This window comes from Halopiger aswanensis (assembly GCF_003610195.1).
Classification (GTDB): domain Archaea; phylum Halobacteriota; class Halobacteria; order Halobacteriales; family Natrialbaceae; genus Halopiger; species Halopiger aswanensis.
On the sequence record NZ_RAPO01000013.1, the window covers coordinates 1 to 17,727 of the forward strand.

17 protein-coding genes and 1 pseudogene are annotated in these 17,727 nt (G+C 50.3%); 14 read left to right on the forward strand and 4 right to left on the reverse strand.

Annotated features, from left to right (window positions below):
- Nucleotides 1–191 precede the first annotated feature (191 nt).
- From ATJ93_RS23070 to ATJ93_RS24275, 8 genes and pseudogenes are all read left to right on the forward strand, one after another.
- The gene (locus ATJ93_RS23070; RefSeq protein ID WP_120247014.1) at nucleotides 192–485 is read left to right on the forward strand and encodes a PadR family transcriptional regulator; all 294 of its coding nucleotides are present in this window, start codon (nucleotides 192–194) and stop codon (nucleotides 483–485) included.
- 220 nt (nucleotides 486–705) lie between these two features.
- Nucleotides 706–1,308 (forward strand): hypothetical protein, encoded by a 603-nt coding sequence (locus ATJ93_RS23075; RefSeq protein ID WP_120247015.1) that lies wholly within the window; start codon nucleotides 706–708, stop codon nucleotides 1,306–1,308.
- Complete coding sequence (locus ATJ93_RS23080) at nucleotides 1,286–1,525, forward strand: hypothetical protein (protein ID WP_120247001.1); 240 nt, start codon at nucleotides 1,286–1,288, stop codon at nucleotides 1,523–1,525. Before ATJ93_RS23075 ends, ATJ93_RS23080 begins: the two co-directional genes overlap by 23 nt.
- Nucleotides 1,526–2,049: 524 nt before the next feature.
- Nucleotides 2,050–2,202 carry a DUF7837 family putative zinc-binding protein gene (locus tag ATJ93_RS23875; protein ID WP_170155644.1) on the forward strand — a complete coding sequence of 51 codons (153 nt, stop codon included), beginning with the start codon at nucleotides 2,050–2,052 and terminating at the stop codon, nucleotides 2,200–2,202.
- Between the two features lie 164 nt (nucleotides 2,203–2,366).
- Nucleotides 2,367–2,594, forward strand: a complete 228-nt coding sequence (locus ATJ93_RS23085) for a hypothetical protein (RefSeq protein ID WP_120247002.1) — start codon at nucleotides 2,367–2,369, stop codon at nucleotides 2,592–2,594.
- Between the two features lie 309 nt (nucleotides 2,595–2,903).
- Nucleotides 2,904–3,185 (forward strand): PadR family transcriptional regulator, encoded by a 282-nt coding sequence (locus ATJ93_RS23090; RefSeq protein ID WP_120247003.1) that lies wholly within the window; start codon nucleotides 2,904–2,906, stop codon nucleotides 3,183–3,185.
- Nucleotides 3,186–3,727: 542 nt separating this feature from the next.
- Nucleotides 3,728–5,137, forward strand: coding sequence for a lamin tail domain-containing protein (locus ATJ93_RS23095; RefSeq protein WP_120247004.1), 1,410 nt, complete (start codon nucleotides 3,728–3,730; stop codon nucleotides 5,135–5,137).
- A 29-nt stretch (nucleotides 5,138–5,166) separates the two neighbouring features.
- A pseudogene (locus ATJ93_RS24275) lies at nucleotides 5,167–5,408 on the forward strand (hypothetical protein); the annotation flags it as partial.
- Between the two features lie 2 nt (nucleotides 5,409–5,410).
- Here the strand turns inward: ATJ93_RS24275 and ATJ93_RS23105 are convergent.
- Nucleotides 5,411–5,671, reverse strand: coding sequence for a MarR family transcriptional regulator (locus tag ATJ93_RS23105; RefSeq protein WP_120247005.1), 261 nt, complete (start codon nucleotides 5,669–5,671; stop codon nucleotides 5,411–5,413).
- Nucleotides 5,672–5,791: 120 nt separating this feature from the next.
- On the opposite strand from ATJ93_RS23105, the gene ATJ93_RS23110 reads away from it, so the two are divergent.
- Nucleotides 5,792–6,046, forward strand: a complete 255-nt coding sequence (locus ATJ93_RS23110; RefSeq protein WP_120247006.1) for a HalOD1 output domain-containing protein — start codon at nucleotides 5,792–5,794, stop codon at nucleotides 6,044–6,046.
- 169 nt (nucleotides 6,047–6,215) lie between these two features.
- On the opposite strand, the gene ATJ93_RS23115 is transcribed toward ATJ93_RS23110, so the two are convergent.
- Nucleotides 6,216–7,064 (reverse strand): N-glycosylase/DNA lyase, encoded by an 849-nt coding sequence (locus ATJ93_RS23115; RefSeq protein ID WP_120247016.1) that lies wholly within the window; start codon nucleotides 7,062–7,064, stop codon nucleotides 6,216–6,218.
- Between the two features lie 136 nt (nucleotides 7,065–7,200).
- Here ATJ93_RS23115 and ATJ93_RS23120 point away from each other — a divergent pair, with 136 nt between their 5' ends.
- Both ATJ93_RS23120 and ATJ93_RS23130 read left to right on the forward strand, forming a co-directional pair.
- Complete coding sequence (locus tag ATJ93_RS23120; protein ID WP_120247007.1) at nucleotides 7,201–7,629, forward strand: DUF6884 domain-containing protein; 429 nt, start codon at nucleotides 7,201–7,203, stop codon at nucleotides 7,627–7,629.
- 1,919 nt (nucleotides 7,630–9,548) lie between these two features.
- On the forward strand, nucleotides 9,549–10,790 hold the full coding sequence (locus ATJ93_RS23130; RefSeq protein WP_120247009.1) for an orc1/cdc6 family replication initiation protein: 1,242 nt from the start codon (nucleotides 9,549–9,551) through the stop codon (nucleotides 10,788–10,790).
- A gap of 261 nt (nucleotides 10,791–11,051) precedes the next feature.
- Here the strand turns inward: ATJ93_RS23130 and ATJ93_RS23375 are convergent, their stop codons facing one another.
- Both ATJ93_RS23375 and ATJ93_RS23135 read right to left on the reverse strand, forming a co-directional pair.
- Entirely contained in the window at nucleotides 11,052–11,981 is a 930-nt protein-coding gene (locus ATJ93_RS23375) for a hypothetical protein (RefSeq protein WP_147376701.1), read from the reverse strand.
- Nucleotides 11,978–13,090 (reverse strand): hypothetical protein, encoded by a 1,113-nt coding sequence (locus tag ATJ93_RS23135; protein ID WP_147376702.1) that lies wholly within the window; start codon nucleotides 13,088–13,090, stop codon nucleotides 11,978–11,980. Before ATJ93_RS23135 ends, ATJ93_RS23375 begins: the two co-directional genes overlap by 4 nt.
- A 939-nt stretch (nucleotides 13,091–14,029) precedes the next feature.
- Between ATJ93_RS23135 and ATJ93_RS23145 the strand changes: the two genes are divergently transcribed.
- The 3 genes from ATJ93_RS23145 to ATJ93_RS23385 all read left to right on the forward strand — a co-directional run.
- Nucleotides 14,030–14,887, forward strand: coding sequence for a DNA-binding protein (locus ATJ93_RS23145; protein WP_120247011.1), 858 nt, complete (start codon nucleotides 14,030–14,032; stop codon nucleotides 14,885–14,887).
- Between the two features lie 959 nt (nucleotides 14,888–15,846).
- Nucleotides 15,847–17,283: a hypothetical protein gene (locus ATJ93_RS23380; RefSeq protein WP_147376704.1), complete on the forward strand. Its 1,437-nt coding sequence runs from the start codon at nucleotides 15,847–15,849 to the stop codon at nucleotides 17,281–17,283.
- Nucleotides 17,284–17,373: 90 nt separating this feature from the next.
- Nucleotides 17,374–17,727 (forward strand): hypothetical protein (locus ATJ93_RS23385; protein WP_147376705.1); only part of this gene is annotated, 354 nt, incomplete at its 3' end.

The window sequence follows — 17,727 nt, forward strand, 5'->3', positions numbered from 1 at the left end:
GGGTTCTTCCGTTTTTGGAAGTCGATCCAGTTTTCGGCCCATCTCATCAGGGCGATGGGACAACTCTTCTGAGGTTACATCTGTTCTTTAGAGTAAAATTCCATCAAGTCTGTATCTGTTCCGAAATGAGGAGGCTCTTCCCCGTCAAATATAGGTGGGAATTAATATACTACGAATTTGACGATAGTCGTATGTACGATCTTACAGCCTTCCAGCGAGATCTATTGTACGTGATCGCCGGTCAGGACGAACCGCATGGACTCGCAATCAAAGACGAGCTCGAGGAGTACTACGAGAAAGAGATCCACCACGGCCGACTCTATCCCAATCTCGATACTGTTGTCGACAAAGGCCTCGTCGAGAAGGGGGAACTCGATAAGCGGACAAACTACTACACCATCACCGCTCGTGGCCAGCGTGAACTCGAGGCTCGTCGAGAGTGGGAAGAGCAGTACGTCGGCGAACTGCTCTCAATAGAGGAATAGTTGCATGTCCGTCGCAGGAATAGGGTATCGAGCTATTTTCTTACCCAAGAATTGACTGGCCTGATAGTGAGTTTTGTCAGCGCCGCAGGGGGTGACGCGCGTCCGGAACTACTGTGTTCACCATGAACTTGATTCGAGTTCGCCATGATCGTCCTGTAGATCAGTATAATCGATTTACAGAATGCATAGACTTAATGACAGAGACAACAGACTCCAGACAATGAGCGGGATCGAATTTCATGGCGATTCCCTTATCGTACGCCGCGAACCTAACGCGCTCGACGAACTGGCTATTGACTTTTCTGCAGTTCTATCGGATCTCGGTATAAAACACGTGTTCGTAGCGGGTTATCTCGCGATCTTGACCGGTCGGCCGCGAGCAACCGACGACATTGATGTTCTCATCGAGTCACTCTCAAAAACCGAAATCGAGACGCTAGTCACCAAACTGCGAGATGTAGACTACTGGGGTCCAGCTATGCCCCTAGATAATATGTATGGCAATCTCTCAGAGGGAACGAATATCTGGGTTGCGCCGGATGGACAAACTACACCACATCTCGAGGTGAAGTTCCCGACGGACGAATTTGACCGAGCATCCCTTTCGAACTCGATCAGTGCGGAGATTGGAGGCGCATCGATCCCAATCGGGCCACTGGAACTACAGATCGCATACAAACTCTATCTCGGTGGGCAGAAGGATCTCGAGGACGCAGCACATCTGTATACGCTCTTCGGAGAAACACTTAGGGAATCGAGGCTCGAACATTGGGCTACTGAATTAGACGTCTTCGATAAGTATGACCGACTCTCAGAAACTTGAGCGACTGGCAGAAAAACACGAACAGATATCAGAAGAACGGTTAGAAGCTGTTCACCAGTGGGTTAACTACATTCAGGAGCACCCTCCTGAAGTATGGGGGCCGCAACAGAACGCCGTCGTAGACTCTCAACTTGAGAGTGCCCAAGAAACTGGCCTTTCTGCAGACCACGAACGTCATGTCCAGGCGCTCGCAGAAGAACTAAGTGATATAGACTAAGCTATCGGTCTCACACCGATCGCCCTCCACCCGCTCTCGAGGAGAAAAGCGGATATCTTCTGGATCGCTATGGAATCGAAAAATACAGCTATCACATCTCGTAGCCCACGTGAACTCAAGGCTCGTCGGGAGTGGGGTGTCGAGTACATTGGCGAATTGCTCTTAATAGTGGAATAGTCACGTACCAGTCGCAGATGTAGGAATGTGAGACTGCTCGGTTAATCAACAGTACCTCGAACCTCTGCTATCTGTTGGTTAATAGCTATCAGAACAATCTCAATGAGCTACCGCTATCACCTGGACAGCTTGTTGCTGATACTGACAGCAGATGAGGGGCCTATTTGAATAAGCAATCCCAACAACGGAAGTTACCTGATCACATCCAGTTCCGTTAGTTTCAGTTTCACCGTGGTTGGATCGCCTATATACGGGACCACGGGCAAACCAACGGTAGAGGGGGAACCACACTACTACCACCCTGTCGCAGTCACACGCTCTTCCCCTCACACCAGTAGCTTCAATGTATGTCCACGACGAACTCGCCACCGCTCGGTACCTGTCCGTTCTGCCACGCCGAGATCACATCCGGCGACGTGATCCTCGGGTACGAGACAGCGACCGGACCTACGGTATACGCCGAGTGTCCCGAGTGCCGCGACGTCGTGACCCCGGAGTGACCACCCTATGCTGTTTGTAGGTGTAAACTGGCTACTGGATCTGGTGAGCTGGAATGAAGTGGTGTACGAGTGCCGGCACTGCGGTACCACCGTCGACAGCGATACCGAAACCTGTCCTGAATGCAGCGCTGACGCGATCGCTCAACATCAGATCCCCTGACCTCATGCCAGAACACTACGAGCAGATACTGGAGATTGTAGCGGAGAACCCAGGAAGCACTGTCGACGATATTGAGGACTTGGCAGCGGATCACAGCATCGTCGATACCGATATCCGGGGGCTCCTCGCAGAGGCAGTCAGCAACGACGATCTTCTCGAGTTTGACGACCAGTACTGGGTCATGCGGACAGGCAAGTACCGGTTCGACCGGTACGACCACCCGGAAACGTGACGTTCCTGAATAGCCAGCGATGTATTTTCGGGTGGAGTCAGCCGTAGTCGATCTCCTTCTCGAAGTCGGTCTCGAGTTCTGTATTGATTTCCAGACCGTGAGGTTCCTCTAGGCCTATCGAGAGTAGGAAATCACGTGTCAGTCGTGAACGTCGAAATCTCGAACTAATCTCTTAACCAACAGAGCCACAAATCTCTGGCTATGTTGGTTAAAACCTACGCCTAATTCGGCGGTGACGGCCAGTTATAGGGACTTACAGCCCTTTATAATCAAGATAACAAACACGATGTTATCTAAACTACCTATAATATGGACGACCTCACTGGGTTCCAACGTGACGCGCTGTACGTAATCGCTGGTGCTGACAGGCCATCTGGACAGGACATCAAGGAAGAGATGGAACAATACTACAGTAGCGAGATCAATCACGGGCGGTTGTATCCGAATCTCGATACTGTCGTCAACAAGGGACTCGTCGAAAAAGGCCAGCTCGACAGGCGAACGAATTATTACGTAATTACAGACGACGGCGAACAGGCCATTGCGAACCGGCTTGAGTGGGAATCGAACTATCTCGACGAGCGGCTGTAAGATATACTCTCGAGTCAGAAGCCCGCTGACTGGACGACTGACTCGAGCTCGTCAAGTGAAGATCTAGTCTCTGCACGGTGATCTATCCTCTCCTGTCTAAATTGACTCGTGAGGCTATCGCCACACTCGGGGTGAATGGAGAACTGACGCAGCGACCGCAACCAGTTTCGTTTTACGGTATCGAGACGTAACGAAACCTAAGGACACCAATACTGATGCAAACGACTGTTGAGTGTACTCGATGCGGTGAGCCGATGGAGTTCAAAGCCGGAATGTTCTCTCTTGGCGATGTATTCCTTTGCAACAACGATGAGTGTGTCCGAGTCGCGAAATTCTATCCGGACGCCACGAGAGAGACAGGTACTTCGTCACCGGACTGACAGCGGTCAGCCCCATAACGACCAGACACTCTCGATTCCATCCGCTTGTCTTTGAGCGAGTCGGCGTCTATATATGATCCATTCTGCTGCAGTACTACAGGATCACACGCGTTCACTTGTTTATTAGTAGAACTAAAGACGTAGCAGGCATATGTGTATCCTATGTCAGAGGATTCTAAACTTAAGAAAATCTGCGTCTATGGTTTTGGCATCCTCATGTTGCTGGGAGGTCTTGGCGGCATGTTCGAAGGAGGATTAGGGTTGCTTGGCGGGCCAATTCTTATCGTCACATCTCTACTTCTAATTCCTAAAACTCGCCCACTCATCACAGATGCTATTGATTCAGCTGGTGGCCCTGACCTTAGTACATTAGGGCGCAGTGCATTCATCGGACTCATCATTGTCGGATTTGTCGTTGGCGGGGCACTACTTCCCGCAGCCGATACACCAGAAACGGAAGGTGTGGAAACACCACCATCACCTTCTAATTCGACTGATTCTCCTGGTTCTACATCTGAACCATCATCTGGCGATCTCGACTCTACATCAGACTCATCAACAGACGAATCAACGGATTTACCGAGTTCGTCATCGGACGATTCCTCAGGGACATCATCAGGGGGTAGCTCTAATTCACCTTCTGAGGTCTCCACAGACGACTCTTCTGGTGATACCACGAGTGAGTCTCCTGACGACACCACGTCTGATTCTTCTGATCCATCTACAGATAGCGGCCAAGAGACCTCGTGGACGGTTTCAGTTCTATCTATAACAGATGGAGACACGATGGACGTGCGGATGCCTGATGGCACCACAGACACAATCCGTCTGCTGGGTGTCGATACACCTGAGACTAGTGCTGGGAACACAGACCCAACAGAATGGGAAGGTATCCCAGATAACGCGGACGGACGAGAGTGGTTAGAGCAATGGGGTGGTGAAGCCAGCGAGTATGCAGAAGACCGTCTTGCTGGCGAAGAGATATACATCGAGGTGGATGAGGAGTCCGACCGACGTGGTACGTATGACCGCCTACTCGTGTATGCGTATCAGTCTGAGTCTTCGTCAACCTCGTTCAATCTCAGACTCATCGAGAATGGATATGCACGGATGTATGATAGCCAGTTCTCACAGCGTTCAACCCACCAATCGGCAGAATCCGAGGCACAAAACAACAATGTAGGCGTCTGGGATTACTCCGACTCCTCAAGCACACCATCTGGCGACGGCGGCAGTCAAAATGGTGACATTGTAGTATCAACTATCCACGCTGATGCAAATGGCAACGACCACGAGAACCTAAATGAAGAATACATCGAATTAACGAACGAGGGAAGCTCGTCTGTGGATATGACTGGCTGGACAGTATCTGATGATGCGGACCACACGTACCACATCCCATCTGGGTTCACACTCGATGCAGGCGAATCTGTGATTATCTACAGCGGGAGTGGATCAGATACCGACACAGAGCTATATTGGGGCTCCGGGAGCGCAATATGGAACAATAGTGGTGATACCATTATCGTGACGAACGCTGACGGCGAGACGGTCATCAACCGGGAATACTAATCCTAAGTCATCAATATACTCTATCTCCTCGCCTTCTGTGTTTTGCCGACGACCGGCCCGCGGACGAGGTCAAGCGAGCGGATACCATGCTTGCAGCCCTAGCTGCCCAGCACTTCAGCACGGGGACCGTGACTGGGGTATACATTTGCATGACGGATATCGCGGCCGGCAAGGGGCCGAAACAGTGCTCGCGAGTGAGGGGTACGGTGACTCGGTGGGGTTCGTGGACGGCTTCCAGTTCATCGAGGACTTAGTCGCTGGTGACGGCTGACGTTACTCGGCCTCGAGGTCGCGAGCATCGAGTTCGCCAGCGAGATACTGCTCACCGTCTCGCGTGATGTCGTAGACGCCGTTGCCGAGATGAACGAGCAGCCCATACTCGACGAGCGTTTTACAGCGGTCATTGATGTGCTGTCTCGAGAACCGAACACGGTCACTGTCGGCCATTTTCTTCGGGGTATCGGGGCCAGCTTCGGATAGATGCTCGAGAATTCGATCGTCAGCGCGTGACATCCAGTCGGCGTCAAAGCGCATACTCAACTCTGATTGCGCTGCGATCATCCTACGCCCGAAAAGTCAACTATAGGGTCGGTACGATGCTATAGTTGACTCCAAATCACTTAACACGCTGTAATCAGAAGTGTTAGGCAGTCCATGAGTTCTGCTCCGACAGGACACGGCCCTTCGATTGATCTCGTTGTCGAACTCGTCGAGACGCTCGAAGCGGCTGGCCTTGATCGGGACGAGTACCAACTCTACGATTATGTCGATGTTGAAGCGCTCGAGCAGTTGCTCACCGGTTCAAATTCGGATGTCAAAGTTCGTGTCACCATTGCCGGCGTTCGAATTGCTGTGACGCCAACTGGTGTTGAGGTTCTACACGATGGCTCTGCCAACACATTAGAGTAGAAGTCTAGCTATCCCATCGTTGAGACACTTCTCGCCTATCTCGAGTTCAGCAGCGATTTCGTAGGGGTGGATGTCATAACCAACGAGACGATCGGCTGTGGGTTGCCAGGCTCTGCTTGGGAGCACTGGGAATCTCTGACGCCGCCATTTCGCATAAGGTCGAACGTCGTTATGAGCTCAGAGTAGTAGTGAATTCAGACGCGAGTTGTTGGGCCTGCTCCTCCTGCAGTCCAGTATTTTTAAAGTGATTCTGAAGTGCCCGACGACTTGGTTCCTTCTGATCATTATGTTTCGAGATGATCTGGCCTGCCTGCCAGACAATACTGTCGACACGGAACATCGAGACTGGTCGCTCGAGAATCGCATTTACTTGGTCCATCACATCTGCCCATGCGTCCATCACGACGTCCGTCGATTCGTCTTCGACGATGCCCGCTGCTCGAGCGACTCGCTTTACCTGCAAGTCACAGGGGATCGGTACATCCGTGGGGAGATCGAGATACTCGCCGTTGACGATGAGATTGAACTCATCGTAGGCCTTGACGGCAAGCACGACCGTCTTTTTGTCCATCGTCGTTTCAAGCGCCTCTGCGATCTCCTCCCAGACGCGATATGGATCCACCCCTGGGTACTGGCTGGGAAACCACTCGCCGAATCCATTGTCGATCATGCGAACCAACCGGTCCTGTTTCTGGTCGCGAAGGCGCGCGTTCACCGGTTGTTCCATGAACTCGGCCAGAACCTCGTTGACTGTTGACTCGGAATCAAGAGTGTCCCAGTTCTGCAGGGTCTCTTCTAGTGTCTCCCAGAACCGCTGTGCATCGCCGTTGAGTTGATAATCCTGGGTCGTTGCAAGGATCGTGAGCAACGCCAAGTGTTTCGTACTCTCGAACTCTTCGGTTGCTGAGATGAGGAACTCGTATTCGGGTTCGGATTCGTCAAAGCGAATGATTCCCTCGTACCCGAGGCCGGCGATTGCTTCTGCAACTTCCGCCCGCCGTCTATCGATATCGGTCATACCATCTAGTGTGTATGAACCTTCAAAAATATGACTGAATACGATCTGTTGGGTTTGATCTGGAATGAGGTCTTTCCGAATTGGTGTATATTCTGGGTGCGAGGAATTGAAGTAGAATCTATCAATAGAGGAACCCATGCGAGAAATCGGTCTTGTGAGTTGTACGAAAACCAAGCTCGAGGACCCCGCGCCACCAGGTGAACTATACTCGCCCTCGTCGCTGTTCAGTAAGGCCAAAAGCTACTGTGAACAGCACCACGACGACTGGTATGTGTTGTCGGCAAAGCACCATCTGCTCGAGCCAGACGGACCGTCGATCGAACCGTACGACGAGACGCTTACGGGAGCTCGAGTAGGCGAGAAACGAGCGTGGGCAACCGAAACGTTCGACGAGCTCGACGCAGCCGGATTGCTTGAAGCAGATACGACGCTCGTCTTCCATGCCGGGAAAGCGTACTACGAGGAACTGCTACCGCTGCTCGATGAGACTGCGGTTTCTATAGAGCTCCCCGTCGAGGGCCTCATGATTGGTGAGCGACTTGGATGGTACAACGAGCGGACATGAACGAGACTGGACTCTACGACGCTGATTGGTTCGGCCTCGAGTGGTCTTCGTGGTTGTCGCTCGATCGGGAAGACGGCGACCTAGGGACGATCTCGAGTGCGCCCGGGCTCTATCGCGTTCGACATCGTGATCGAGGTGGACTCGAGTATATCGGTGAAACTGGTCGGAGTACACGGGGGCGGGTTGGTGCACTTGCTCGTGGGGTGTACGCCGAGGAAATGCCTTACCGGGATCCACACACGGCTGCGCCGTGTCTCTGGGCCGTCCGCGATCGATATGGGCCAACGCTCGAGGTCTCGTATGCAGTGCCGCCAGCGGCAGAAGACAAGCAAGAGCGGAAGGCCATCGAGGCTGCGTTGATCGCGCTAGCGCGACGCGAGATGGGCGAAAGTCCGCCGGCGAACTTCGGGCGGATCATCGACGGCTACAAGCAATCGAGCTATAGCAAAGACGGGATCGTTGGTGGGCCATTACCTGAGGGCGAAACGGAGCCGAACAGTGCGCCTAGTCGCGGACCTGTTCCATGGACGAATACCGAGCGCGTTACTGGGCCTGCGTGGATGGGGCTCGAGTGGTCCGAGCCGTACCGACTGGAGAATCGCCTCGAACCAGCGTTACCTGATAATGGTGTGTATCGAATCTGGTACCCGGGAGATGCGCCACCGCTTGCGTACATCGGTGAGACGTCGGCCTTCACTGGGCGATTGCGACGGCACGAAGAGACGTTCGGCAGTGAAGCCCTGTTTTCAGTCGCGACGGTGGATGGCCTCGAGGCAAAGCACAAGCGGACGGAAGTTGAGATGGACCTCATTGGAGCGCATTACTTAGCTACGAATCAGTCGCCCTTGTCACAGTTCTAATTGGAGAGACTCTGTTAAGATCTTCCTCTCGTAGTGGACTTACCAGATAACAACGGAACTGGTGGGGTGAGGAGTATATAAGTAAACACCAACAGCGGAAACAGCGGAACTGATGGTGTTGCAAGTTTAGAAGCAACTCCACTCTGTCCCAGTAGTCTCAGTTATTGAGAGAACAGCGGACAAAGTGGTGTAGGAAGAGACCCCACTATGTCCGCTGTTCGTGGGGAAATGTAACTAAAACAACGGACATGGTGGTGTTACTGCAGAGTCGGGGGGATAACTTCTGTCGATACTATCTAGATAGAACTCAGGTAACACCCTCACCCCACGATGTCCGCTGTTCTTGGAGAAGTGTGTAATCAGTCGGATTCAATCATCAATAGCAGATAACAGCGGAACTGGTGGGGTTAATGGTATATAAGCAAATTCCAACAACGGAAACAGCGGAAGTGATGGGGTATGCTATGACCTGGAATCGATTAACCAGGAATCTCAAATACACCCCATTGTGTCCAGTGTCTCATTCCGTTTTAGGTTGTTACTCAGCAGCAATATCGCTAGCTTCTGCGAGCAGGAACTCCGCCATGTCCGCAGTAAGCCTCAGTCATTGAGAGAACGGCGGACAAAGTGGTGTGCTGCTCTGAGGAAAACCCCGCTATGTCTGTTGTTTGTGGAGAGATATGAGTAAAACAACGGACATCGTGGTGTTACTGCCGGCTCGAGAAGGATAACATCTGCTAATAGATCGAACTCAGGAAGCACCCCCACCCCACTATGTCCGCTGTTCTTGTGGCTAAAGGGAGAGACCATTCTTTTTATATCCACTATGCTCCTCGAAATATCAATATAGGTGTCGTTCGGAAACTATATTGTACTAGGTAATAAAGCTATCTATGTGAATAGTCTTCTCAGCGGGTCTCTTCTTGTTTCCAATTACTGCGGACATAGTGGGGTGGGAGGGTACCCTCTTCGCTTATATAACCACAGAACAGCGGAAACTGAGGAAACGCCGGTGGTGGGTGGTTTTATTATCCTCCCTCGTAATCTTCAGGAAGACAAATGGGAGGAATGTTCGAGCGGGATACGGACATCTACCGTAACCGAGATGCTCTTCGAGAGGATTATCAGCCCGACGAATTAGTTGGTCGAGATGAGGAGCTCGAACGGTACAAAACCGCACTCCAACCAGTTATCAACGGAGAGCAACCGAATAACATCTTTCTCTATGGAAAGACTGGAGTTGGGAAGACTGCTGGAACACGATTTCTCCTCGATCATCTCGTCGATGATGCTGCTCAGTATGATGATATCGAACTCACGGTCAAGATGCTGAATTGCGATGGACTTTCAAGTAGCTATCAAATCGCGACACGACTCGTCAATAAATTCCGGGACGAATCTAACCAGATCTCGACGACAGGCTATCCTCGTTCTACTGTCTATAGTATGCTCTGGGATGAGCTCGATAAATGTGGCGGGACGATTTTAATCGTTCTCGACGAAGTTGACCACATCAATGACGACAGTATTCTGTATCAACTTCCTCGAGCACGTGCTAACGGCAATCTCTCTGAGGCAAAGATCGGTATCATTGGGATTTCTAATGACTTCTCGTTTCGGGACGATCTCTCGCCAAAAGTAAAGAGTTCTCTTTGTGAGGAGGAATTGCAGTTCCCAGCCTATGATGCGCAGGAACTGATCGAGATCCTTCAACAACGTGCTGACGTTGCCTTCCATGATGATGTCCTCGATAGTGGCGTTATCGAACTTTGTGCTGCTTACGGCGCTAAAGATGCGGGTGATGCCCGTCAATCATTAGACCTCTTAATGAAAACTGGTGACCTTGCCCGCGATCGTGATACAGAGACAATTACTGAGGATTTTGTCCGGGATGCCAGAGAAGAACTCGAACGAGGTCGCATTCGGGAAGGAATTACCGGGCTGACTCAACACGGGCATCTTGTCCTCTATGCCCTGATCACTCTCGAACAGCAGGGTGAGACGCCAGTTCGGTCTCGAGATATCCGACCGCGATACACGAGTTTCGCGGAACAGATCGGCGTTGATCCGCTTGTCCCTCGACGGATGCGTGATCATCTTGGTGAGCTCTCTATGCTCGGAATCGTCTCAGCTGTTGAACGAAACGAAGGGAGACGTGGTGGAACCTATCGAGAATACTCTGTTGATATGGACGTCAATATGGTCCTGAACGCACTTGAGGAGACTATTACAGAAGTCGGAATCCACGAGTCGATTGCTGATAAATTCGACCAGGATACAACTCTTAGCAAGTATACCTGACCCCACTATGTCCGCAGTAATTTTCGGCAACTCAGAAGAACAGCGGACATGGTGGGGTTCCAGTAACCTTAGCTGACCAGACTTGCGGTATCAAGACTTGAATCAAGGATCTCGAAGTCTCGAGTTACAGACGACGGTGAGCAAATTATCGAGGTACAGCAGGAATAGGTATCACGATATTTTGACTAACGAAGCCCATTGCCACATGTAGTTTCCCACGTGAAGGTTAATCATCAGTTGAAAGTGCTATAATACAATAACTTACATCAGTTCATCATCAGTTCGATTCTTTATCAGATTCTCATACTCCTTCTTCTGGAAAACAATATCACCGTTAGCTGCCTGTCGATCTAAATTTAGATCTGTTGTCACGTCTACTGAAATTGACTCCGGAAAAATATTCTGACGAGGGGTACCCGGGTTAATATTTCTTTCCCGAAACGGATCATCTACCTCAATATAGTCTTGGAGATTATCGGCCGTAGCGAGCGACCGAATTAAGTCTGCAGCCTCAGCTGGCGAACAACTGATATCCCGACGAGCTTCGTGCCGTTTGCGAGCAGTCCTCAAAACCTCATTCCTGTCAAAATTACTGCTTGCGCTCAGTAAGTCCCGAGTTGAGTCAAAAATCTCCAAGACATCATCAGGGATCCCATTGGAGAAACATCGTTGAACACCCACCTGAAGTGAGATATCAACATTCTCTACCTGCATATCATCATAGACATCTTTCATCACATCCGGTCTTTTAATAGCAGAATGAACCCAATATGAATCGGTCTCCTCTGTTTTAGTGGGGTCCTCAGGCGACTTTAAATGGACAATCTCTTTCAATGTTTCCGACTTTACGTCTCCGTTCAACGTGAGAATATATTGGGTCTGGTTTGGCAGATTTTCAGGGTTGAACGTAATAAATCCATCCTCAATTGAATGGACAGTATTTACCGGGTTATAATCTGGTAGACTAAACATTCCCTTGACACGGTAACCCTCACTCAAAGGGATCTTCACTTTCCCAAATTTACGTTTCCGGCCGTTAGGAACCTCAATCAAAAAAGTCATCTCACTCGTGGCCTCCCGGTAATTGTACCGGACAGCCTTAGTATCAGGTCGAAAGTCATCGAGATACTCATAAGCGTTTCTCACTACGTCCACTAAGTTCGCAGAAAGGTTGAGATTGGGGCTAGTCATTTGCTGAACACCTCATCTGGGTCAACCTGATGATTTTCCCAATTGGTCTCTATCTCGGTTTCAAAAACACCGCCTGATTCCTTTCGGTTATCATTAATTTCGATAAGCACTATTTCTGGATCATATACATTATCGAGGTTATCCTTTAGTTTGATTTTAACCTCTAATTCAGTCGCTCGAGCCTTGGTCTTCACCTTAGTATTAGGGCTGGACAGAGAGACATTCTCAGTGGGATGTCTATCAACCACGTTCAAAATCGACGATAATAGTGCAGTCTCAATAAACCTGTAAATTACCGCAGCAACATCTGAATCGGTTTTAGACTTTGACTCTGCTTCCTCCAACGCGTCAGCAACCTCTAGTACTTCCTCTGCACCATACTCATCATGAAGATAGTTGTCCTCCTGTGCAACTCCTCTCATATGCTCTACAATCTGTTCAATTTCTTCCTCTGGAACCTCGTAACCAGCCTCAGTTTCCCATTCCTCTGGCGGATCATCCCAACGGTCAAGATCTTCCTTGTGAACCTCTGTTTCCAAAATTGCTCTAAGCAAATCATGGTGAAAACTCTCCCCTTCAGAAACAAATTCACCGCCTGCCTGAGCATCAATGGATATCTGAGCCATCCCAAAACCGATATACTCCATATCAATCTCTATAGTATCCGGTGTACCTTCATCAGATAACTTGATCCGCTCTGGAGCATCCTGTACCCGTATCTGCGGACGGATAATGCGGGTCGTCGGCTCAAATGAGTCAATTATCGCTCCTTCTTCGTCTAAAAAGCGCACTCTAATTTGATGGTTCTTCACCGCATCCGAGTGTGTATCAGGGTCGGTGAATACAAAGCTTAGGTATCCTGGTGTAATTAAGTCAGACTCTTCCAATACAAACTCACCGGTTTCTGCGTCTTCCTTAAGATCGGTATCTAAGTTGTACGAGTCGATCAATTCTAGTTGATCCGGATAAGAGACTTTGATTGAACTAACTGATCCTGACCATAGGATGTGCATCGGTAGTTCTTCTGAAGCAAGACCCCACGGTGCTAGGAAAGAGTCTTCGATCTCGATTGAAGATCTATTTTCCTCCTGTGTTGAGTTCTCTGGCATTATTATATATGAATCAAAGTCCTAATTGACATATACCTGACGGTGAAAGACATAACTGCAATAATTAAACGCACGTTAGTAAATAACTTAATTGTTACTGAGTATATTCCCTGGATATTTTGAGGGAATATACTTGCTGATTTCGAGTTCAGCAACAACTTCGTACAGTTGGATATAACCAATGAGATGGAGGACTGCAAAATAGACACCACTAGCGTTTTTGAGATCCTATATAACGTCAGTAAGCGGAGAAAAAGCGACACCTGACTACTTTGAAAGCCCCTGACGCGCTCGAGTCCCGCGCCTCGCTGCGCTCCTCAGGCGTTGCGGTGCTTGCGTCGGCGGGGTTCCTCGAGCGCGCCAGCCCCTTTCAATCCCACCCACGTGGAGAGATCAGCCAGCCACCGTTAGGTTGGGGTTCAATCGTAGCGACCGGCACGCCCCGCTCGCCGCTGCCGCCCTCCGCGTCGCACACGGCTCACTTCGTTCGCCGTTTCGCGACCGACCATTCCGGGCTGCCTGCCTGCAGTCGCGGGCGGGCTGCCGGGCTAAAATGGATGTGCCCTCGACGCCAGCGGGTAAGCCCGTCGGTTGCGCCCCTCGCGGGCTTTCGCGTTCCAGCGCTTGGTGCCGCCTGCGCTTCCCGCGCCACATGACGGCGCGGGTGCTCGGCGACAGTCGCGCTGGACACGGACCCGCTGTCCGGGCCGGACACGAGCGGGCATATCCCGCTGGCCGCTCGCTCCGGGCGGGTCGGCGCGCGGTGCTGGTTGAGGACACCTCACTCAGGCGCGCTCTCGCTCGCGCCCTGGAGGGCGCTCGCGAAGGCGCGAGCGAGAGCGCGCAGATGTGACTGTCGGTCGTTGTCGTCGGAAAACCGCGATGTAAGGGCATCGCGGTGGCGGCGCGTGAGCGCCTTCGGAACTTGGTGAAGTTCCAATGTCAAGTAACAACTCGAGTAGCAAGGTCGTTACGGTCGATGAACAGGCATTCGAACAAGCGGGCGATAAGCCAGTCGATGAAGGCCGCTTCCCGGTCGTCGACGAGACGCCAGAGTTTGAGGCAACGGTCGAGCAGGAGACCCAGGCAAAGGTGGATGCGAACCACCCGGACGGAATCGCAAACACCAGTGGAAGTCGGATCCATGGCGCAACCCTGGCCCAGGAGGAGCGGATTCGGGCTCGAGAAGAAGAACTCGAGCGAATCAGTGCCCAGGCCGAGCTCGGACAGCAGGATGGTCGGGCGTGGCGCACACGCCAGAAAGTCGAGGAGATGCGTCGCGACGAGCGGACGGACACACAAGCAGATCCCCGTGCAAAACTCGGCCGGGAGACGCTGGCAGAGGTTAATCAATACGCGCAGCGGTTGGCCGACGACGTCGACAGTAGCTATACACGGGCAGTCATCGCGAAACGAATCGCCAGTCGGGTCCTCGAAGGTGCGGAGTTGGCCGACGCCGTTCTGGACACGAAAGACGAGATGCTGAACGAAGCCGGAACGATCGTTCCGATCGGCCGACTCGAGGAGATCGATCGCAGCGAGGTCAGCGTCGAAGGGCGTATCATCGAGCTGTGGGAGCCTGCCTGTCCCAGTCAGCAGCAAGTCGGGCTGATCGAAGACGATAGCGGGAGAACCAAGTTCACCATCTGGACGGCCAGCCGGCAGACGAAAGTCAGCGAAGGCGACCTGGTCCGGTTCAGGGCCGCGGCGAAGAACTGGTACAACGGTCGATGTTCAATCGCGCTCACCCGGTGGTCGGAAATCCGGTTCCCAGAGCGCAGCCGGTGGTGGGAGTAGCCGGTCGTCGTCCCCCTTTTTTTGCTGGTGTGTCGGTCACCACCACCGCCCACCACCTCCACGGTCCGGGCTGCTTACGGCCAGAGGCCGTTGCGTTGCCGGGCTTTCGCCTACAGTGTGTAGACAGTAGCAGCGACAGTGAATCGCAAAGGTACTCGAGTTCTACGGTGGGTCAAGTTGGATGCCGCCACACTGATTGCACGGGGTCGAGGTCTTGAACTGATGATTCCCGCGTTGCTAGCGTATCCGATATTGGTAGTCGATTCGAGGGGCGGGAACGCATACTGTCAGAACGAACCGCCGACAGCGATATACGCGAAAATGCCGACGACTGTTGCAATCACGTCAAGCACGAATAGAACCGCGTAGTCTTTTGCTTCCATGCTTATATGTGTCTGGGCTGACTACTGGTCTCTCCGAAGCAGGTCTCGCTCATTACGGTCTGCACTGACTGAAACGGATACGAAGGCGGTGGCGACTGACCGGCAGTACTGTAACGACTGCGAGGAGGAGACACTCCATATGGCTCGAGACGACGTTCACGGTGCGGAAACCCTACTAGGCACGGAACTCGAGGAGAACGTGGAGGATCCCGGCAGCCGTCTCCCACAGACTATTGATGTGTTGGATCAATGGGGGCACTTCAAGTTTTAACCAACACAAAGTGCGTATACACCTTCGAATGTTGGTTAAGAAATTGAGCACCCCTCGGTGTCGCTGAAACCGATCGCAGAAAGAGGTCCAGGAGTAACCGATATTTATCAATCCACCGGCAGAGCCAGTAGATTCGGCGCATCAACTCTCAGCTTCAGTCATCTCCTGAAGAAAGTTAAATTGTGGAACAATTCCAGGCAGTAGTAACACGAGACTGCCTTACCAGAACCATATATGATCCTTTAAACATTACTATTGGTGATCACCATAAAGTATATTAGTTGGGGGGGGAGACATATTATTGTATGCCAACAAATAATGGCATGAATCATAGCAGGAGAAGCGTGTTACAAGCAGCGAGTGCAGGATCCAGTCTTCTAATATTTAGTGAATTCGCGAAAGCAAGCCCTCCCGACGGTAAAGTCCGGTATTCTGGATTGAGCTATGACACAAAAACACATATTGAACAAGCAGAATCAACCGGAGAGTTAGAAGTTTTTGGCGAAAAAATAGAGGGAGTATTAAAAGTTGCAGGCTTTGAGCTTCCCTTCGGAAAAGATACTTGGAATGGTATTGATCTAAATAATACAAAGAAATTAGAACCAAAGGGCGAAAGAGGCCATCTAACCTCCTATGAGTTCGTAAGGGATGAAGAGAGATATCTTAAAGATGGACTACCTCTCCAAGTTGAATTTGATACAGACTATGTAAATATAGTCGGTACTATCACTCGACCCTCACCGGAATATAGCCACCTTAGTTTCACACTTAAATCAGAAAGTGAAAACGGATCTCCTGAACAAGTTCGAGGTGCATTACCGGATAACGAGATTCAAATAATGTCCTCGATTCCAGAGGAGGGTATACCTAAATCGACGTCAATAATTCAAACTGACGATATCAAGAATATAAATAGCGGTACTAGTGATATTACAATTCAGTCAAGTGATGATTTCGATGGTGAAGATATTGGTATCGTAGATGAAGAATCGAATTATGGTTCATCAGTTTATGACTCTGAAGATGATGCACTTCCAAATTGTCCAGAAGATACAACAGTAGTCAATGGGTATCGATATAATATTGCATATAGTACATTAAGTATTGGCGATTATGATCCCGACCAATTGCCAGAAAATAACAGTCGACGAGTTTTCCTTCATGGGTTTTTTGAGAATATGCCTACAAACCTAATTGACGAAGATGAGTGTAGTGTTGCAGGTGACTACAATTATCCAGCCCCAGTTGGCGTGAATTATTCTGTTAGGACTTCAAACACTGAAGAAGCGGACATAGGAGATATGTACCCCAAAGAAGAAAACGGTGATAGTGGCCTGAACGATTGGGTTGAGATGGGATTAAATGTTGTTGACGAGTTATCTGACACCTGGGGTTCAGTTGCTACTACTTCCGCGAAGTTTGTACTTGATTCCGGAGATACATCTGATTTAGAAACAGATGAAATTGAAGGGCATGTTAGTAGAGAACTTACATGGAGTTTCAATCTTGATAATAATAACCCAGGTATTGAAAACTTCCCTAGTGATCGTAGCGAAACGTCTATAGTTAGTTTTGATGTAAAACATGGTGCAGCACTCTCTAATGGTGATACGACTGATATCGATATCGAATCAGAATACATATTTAGATATCCATCCCATGATTCCTTCTGCCCGTGTGAATATACCTTTATAAATGATTCTGTCAGTGTTAGCTCCACGGTCGAATTAACAGTAGATTAGGCTATCAGCCAGATCTACATTTGCTTTTTATATATGATTTATAGATATAATATAAACTGATAAGTGTATTGACTGTGAGACAATACCCATATGGATCGCCGTCAAGTCCTCCAACAAATAGCAGGAGCAAGTATCCTCCTGACAGCTGGTTGTACAACTATTCTGGAAAATTCAGGATCTTTTCATTTTGCTATTGTTAACCACCGAGAGCAACAATACCACGTCGAATTTACTGTTTCCGACAATAGTGACGAGATTCTCATCGATGGAGCCGTAGATATTGCTCCACGACCATCCGGCGATGAAGAATATACCGCCTTAGATTTTCCAGATCTCACACGAGTTACGAATGGCGATATAATCGATGCAAAAGTAAAAGTTGGCGGCAATATATTTGAGGAATCTTTTGAAATAACATGCAATAATAATCAAAATGCCCCAAAC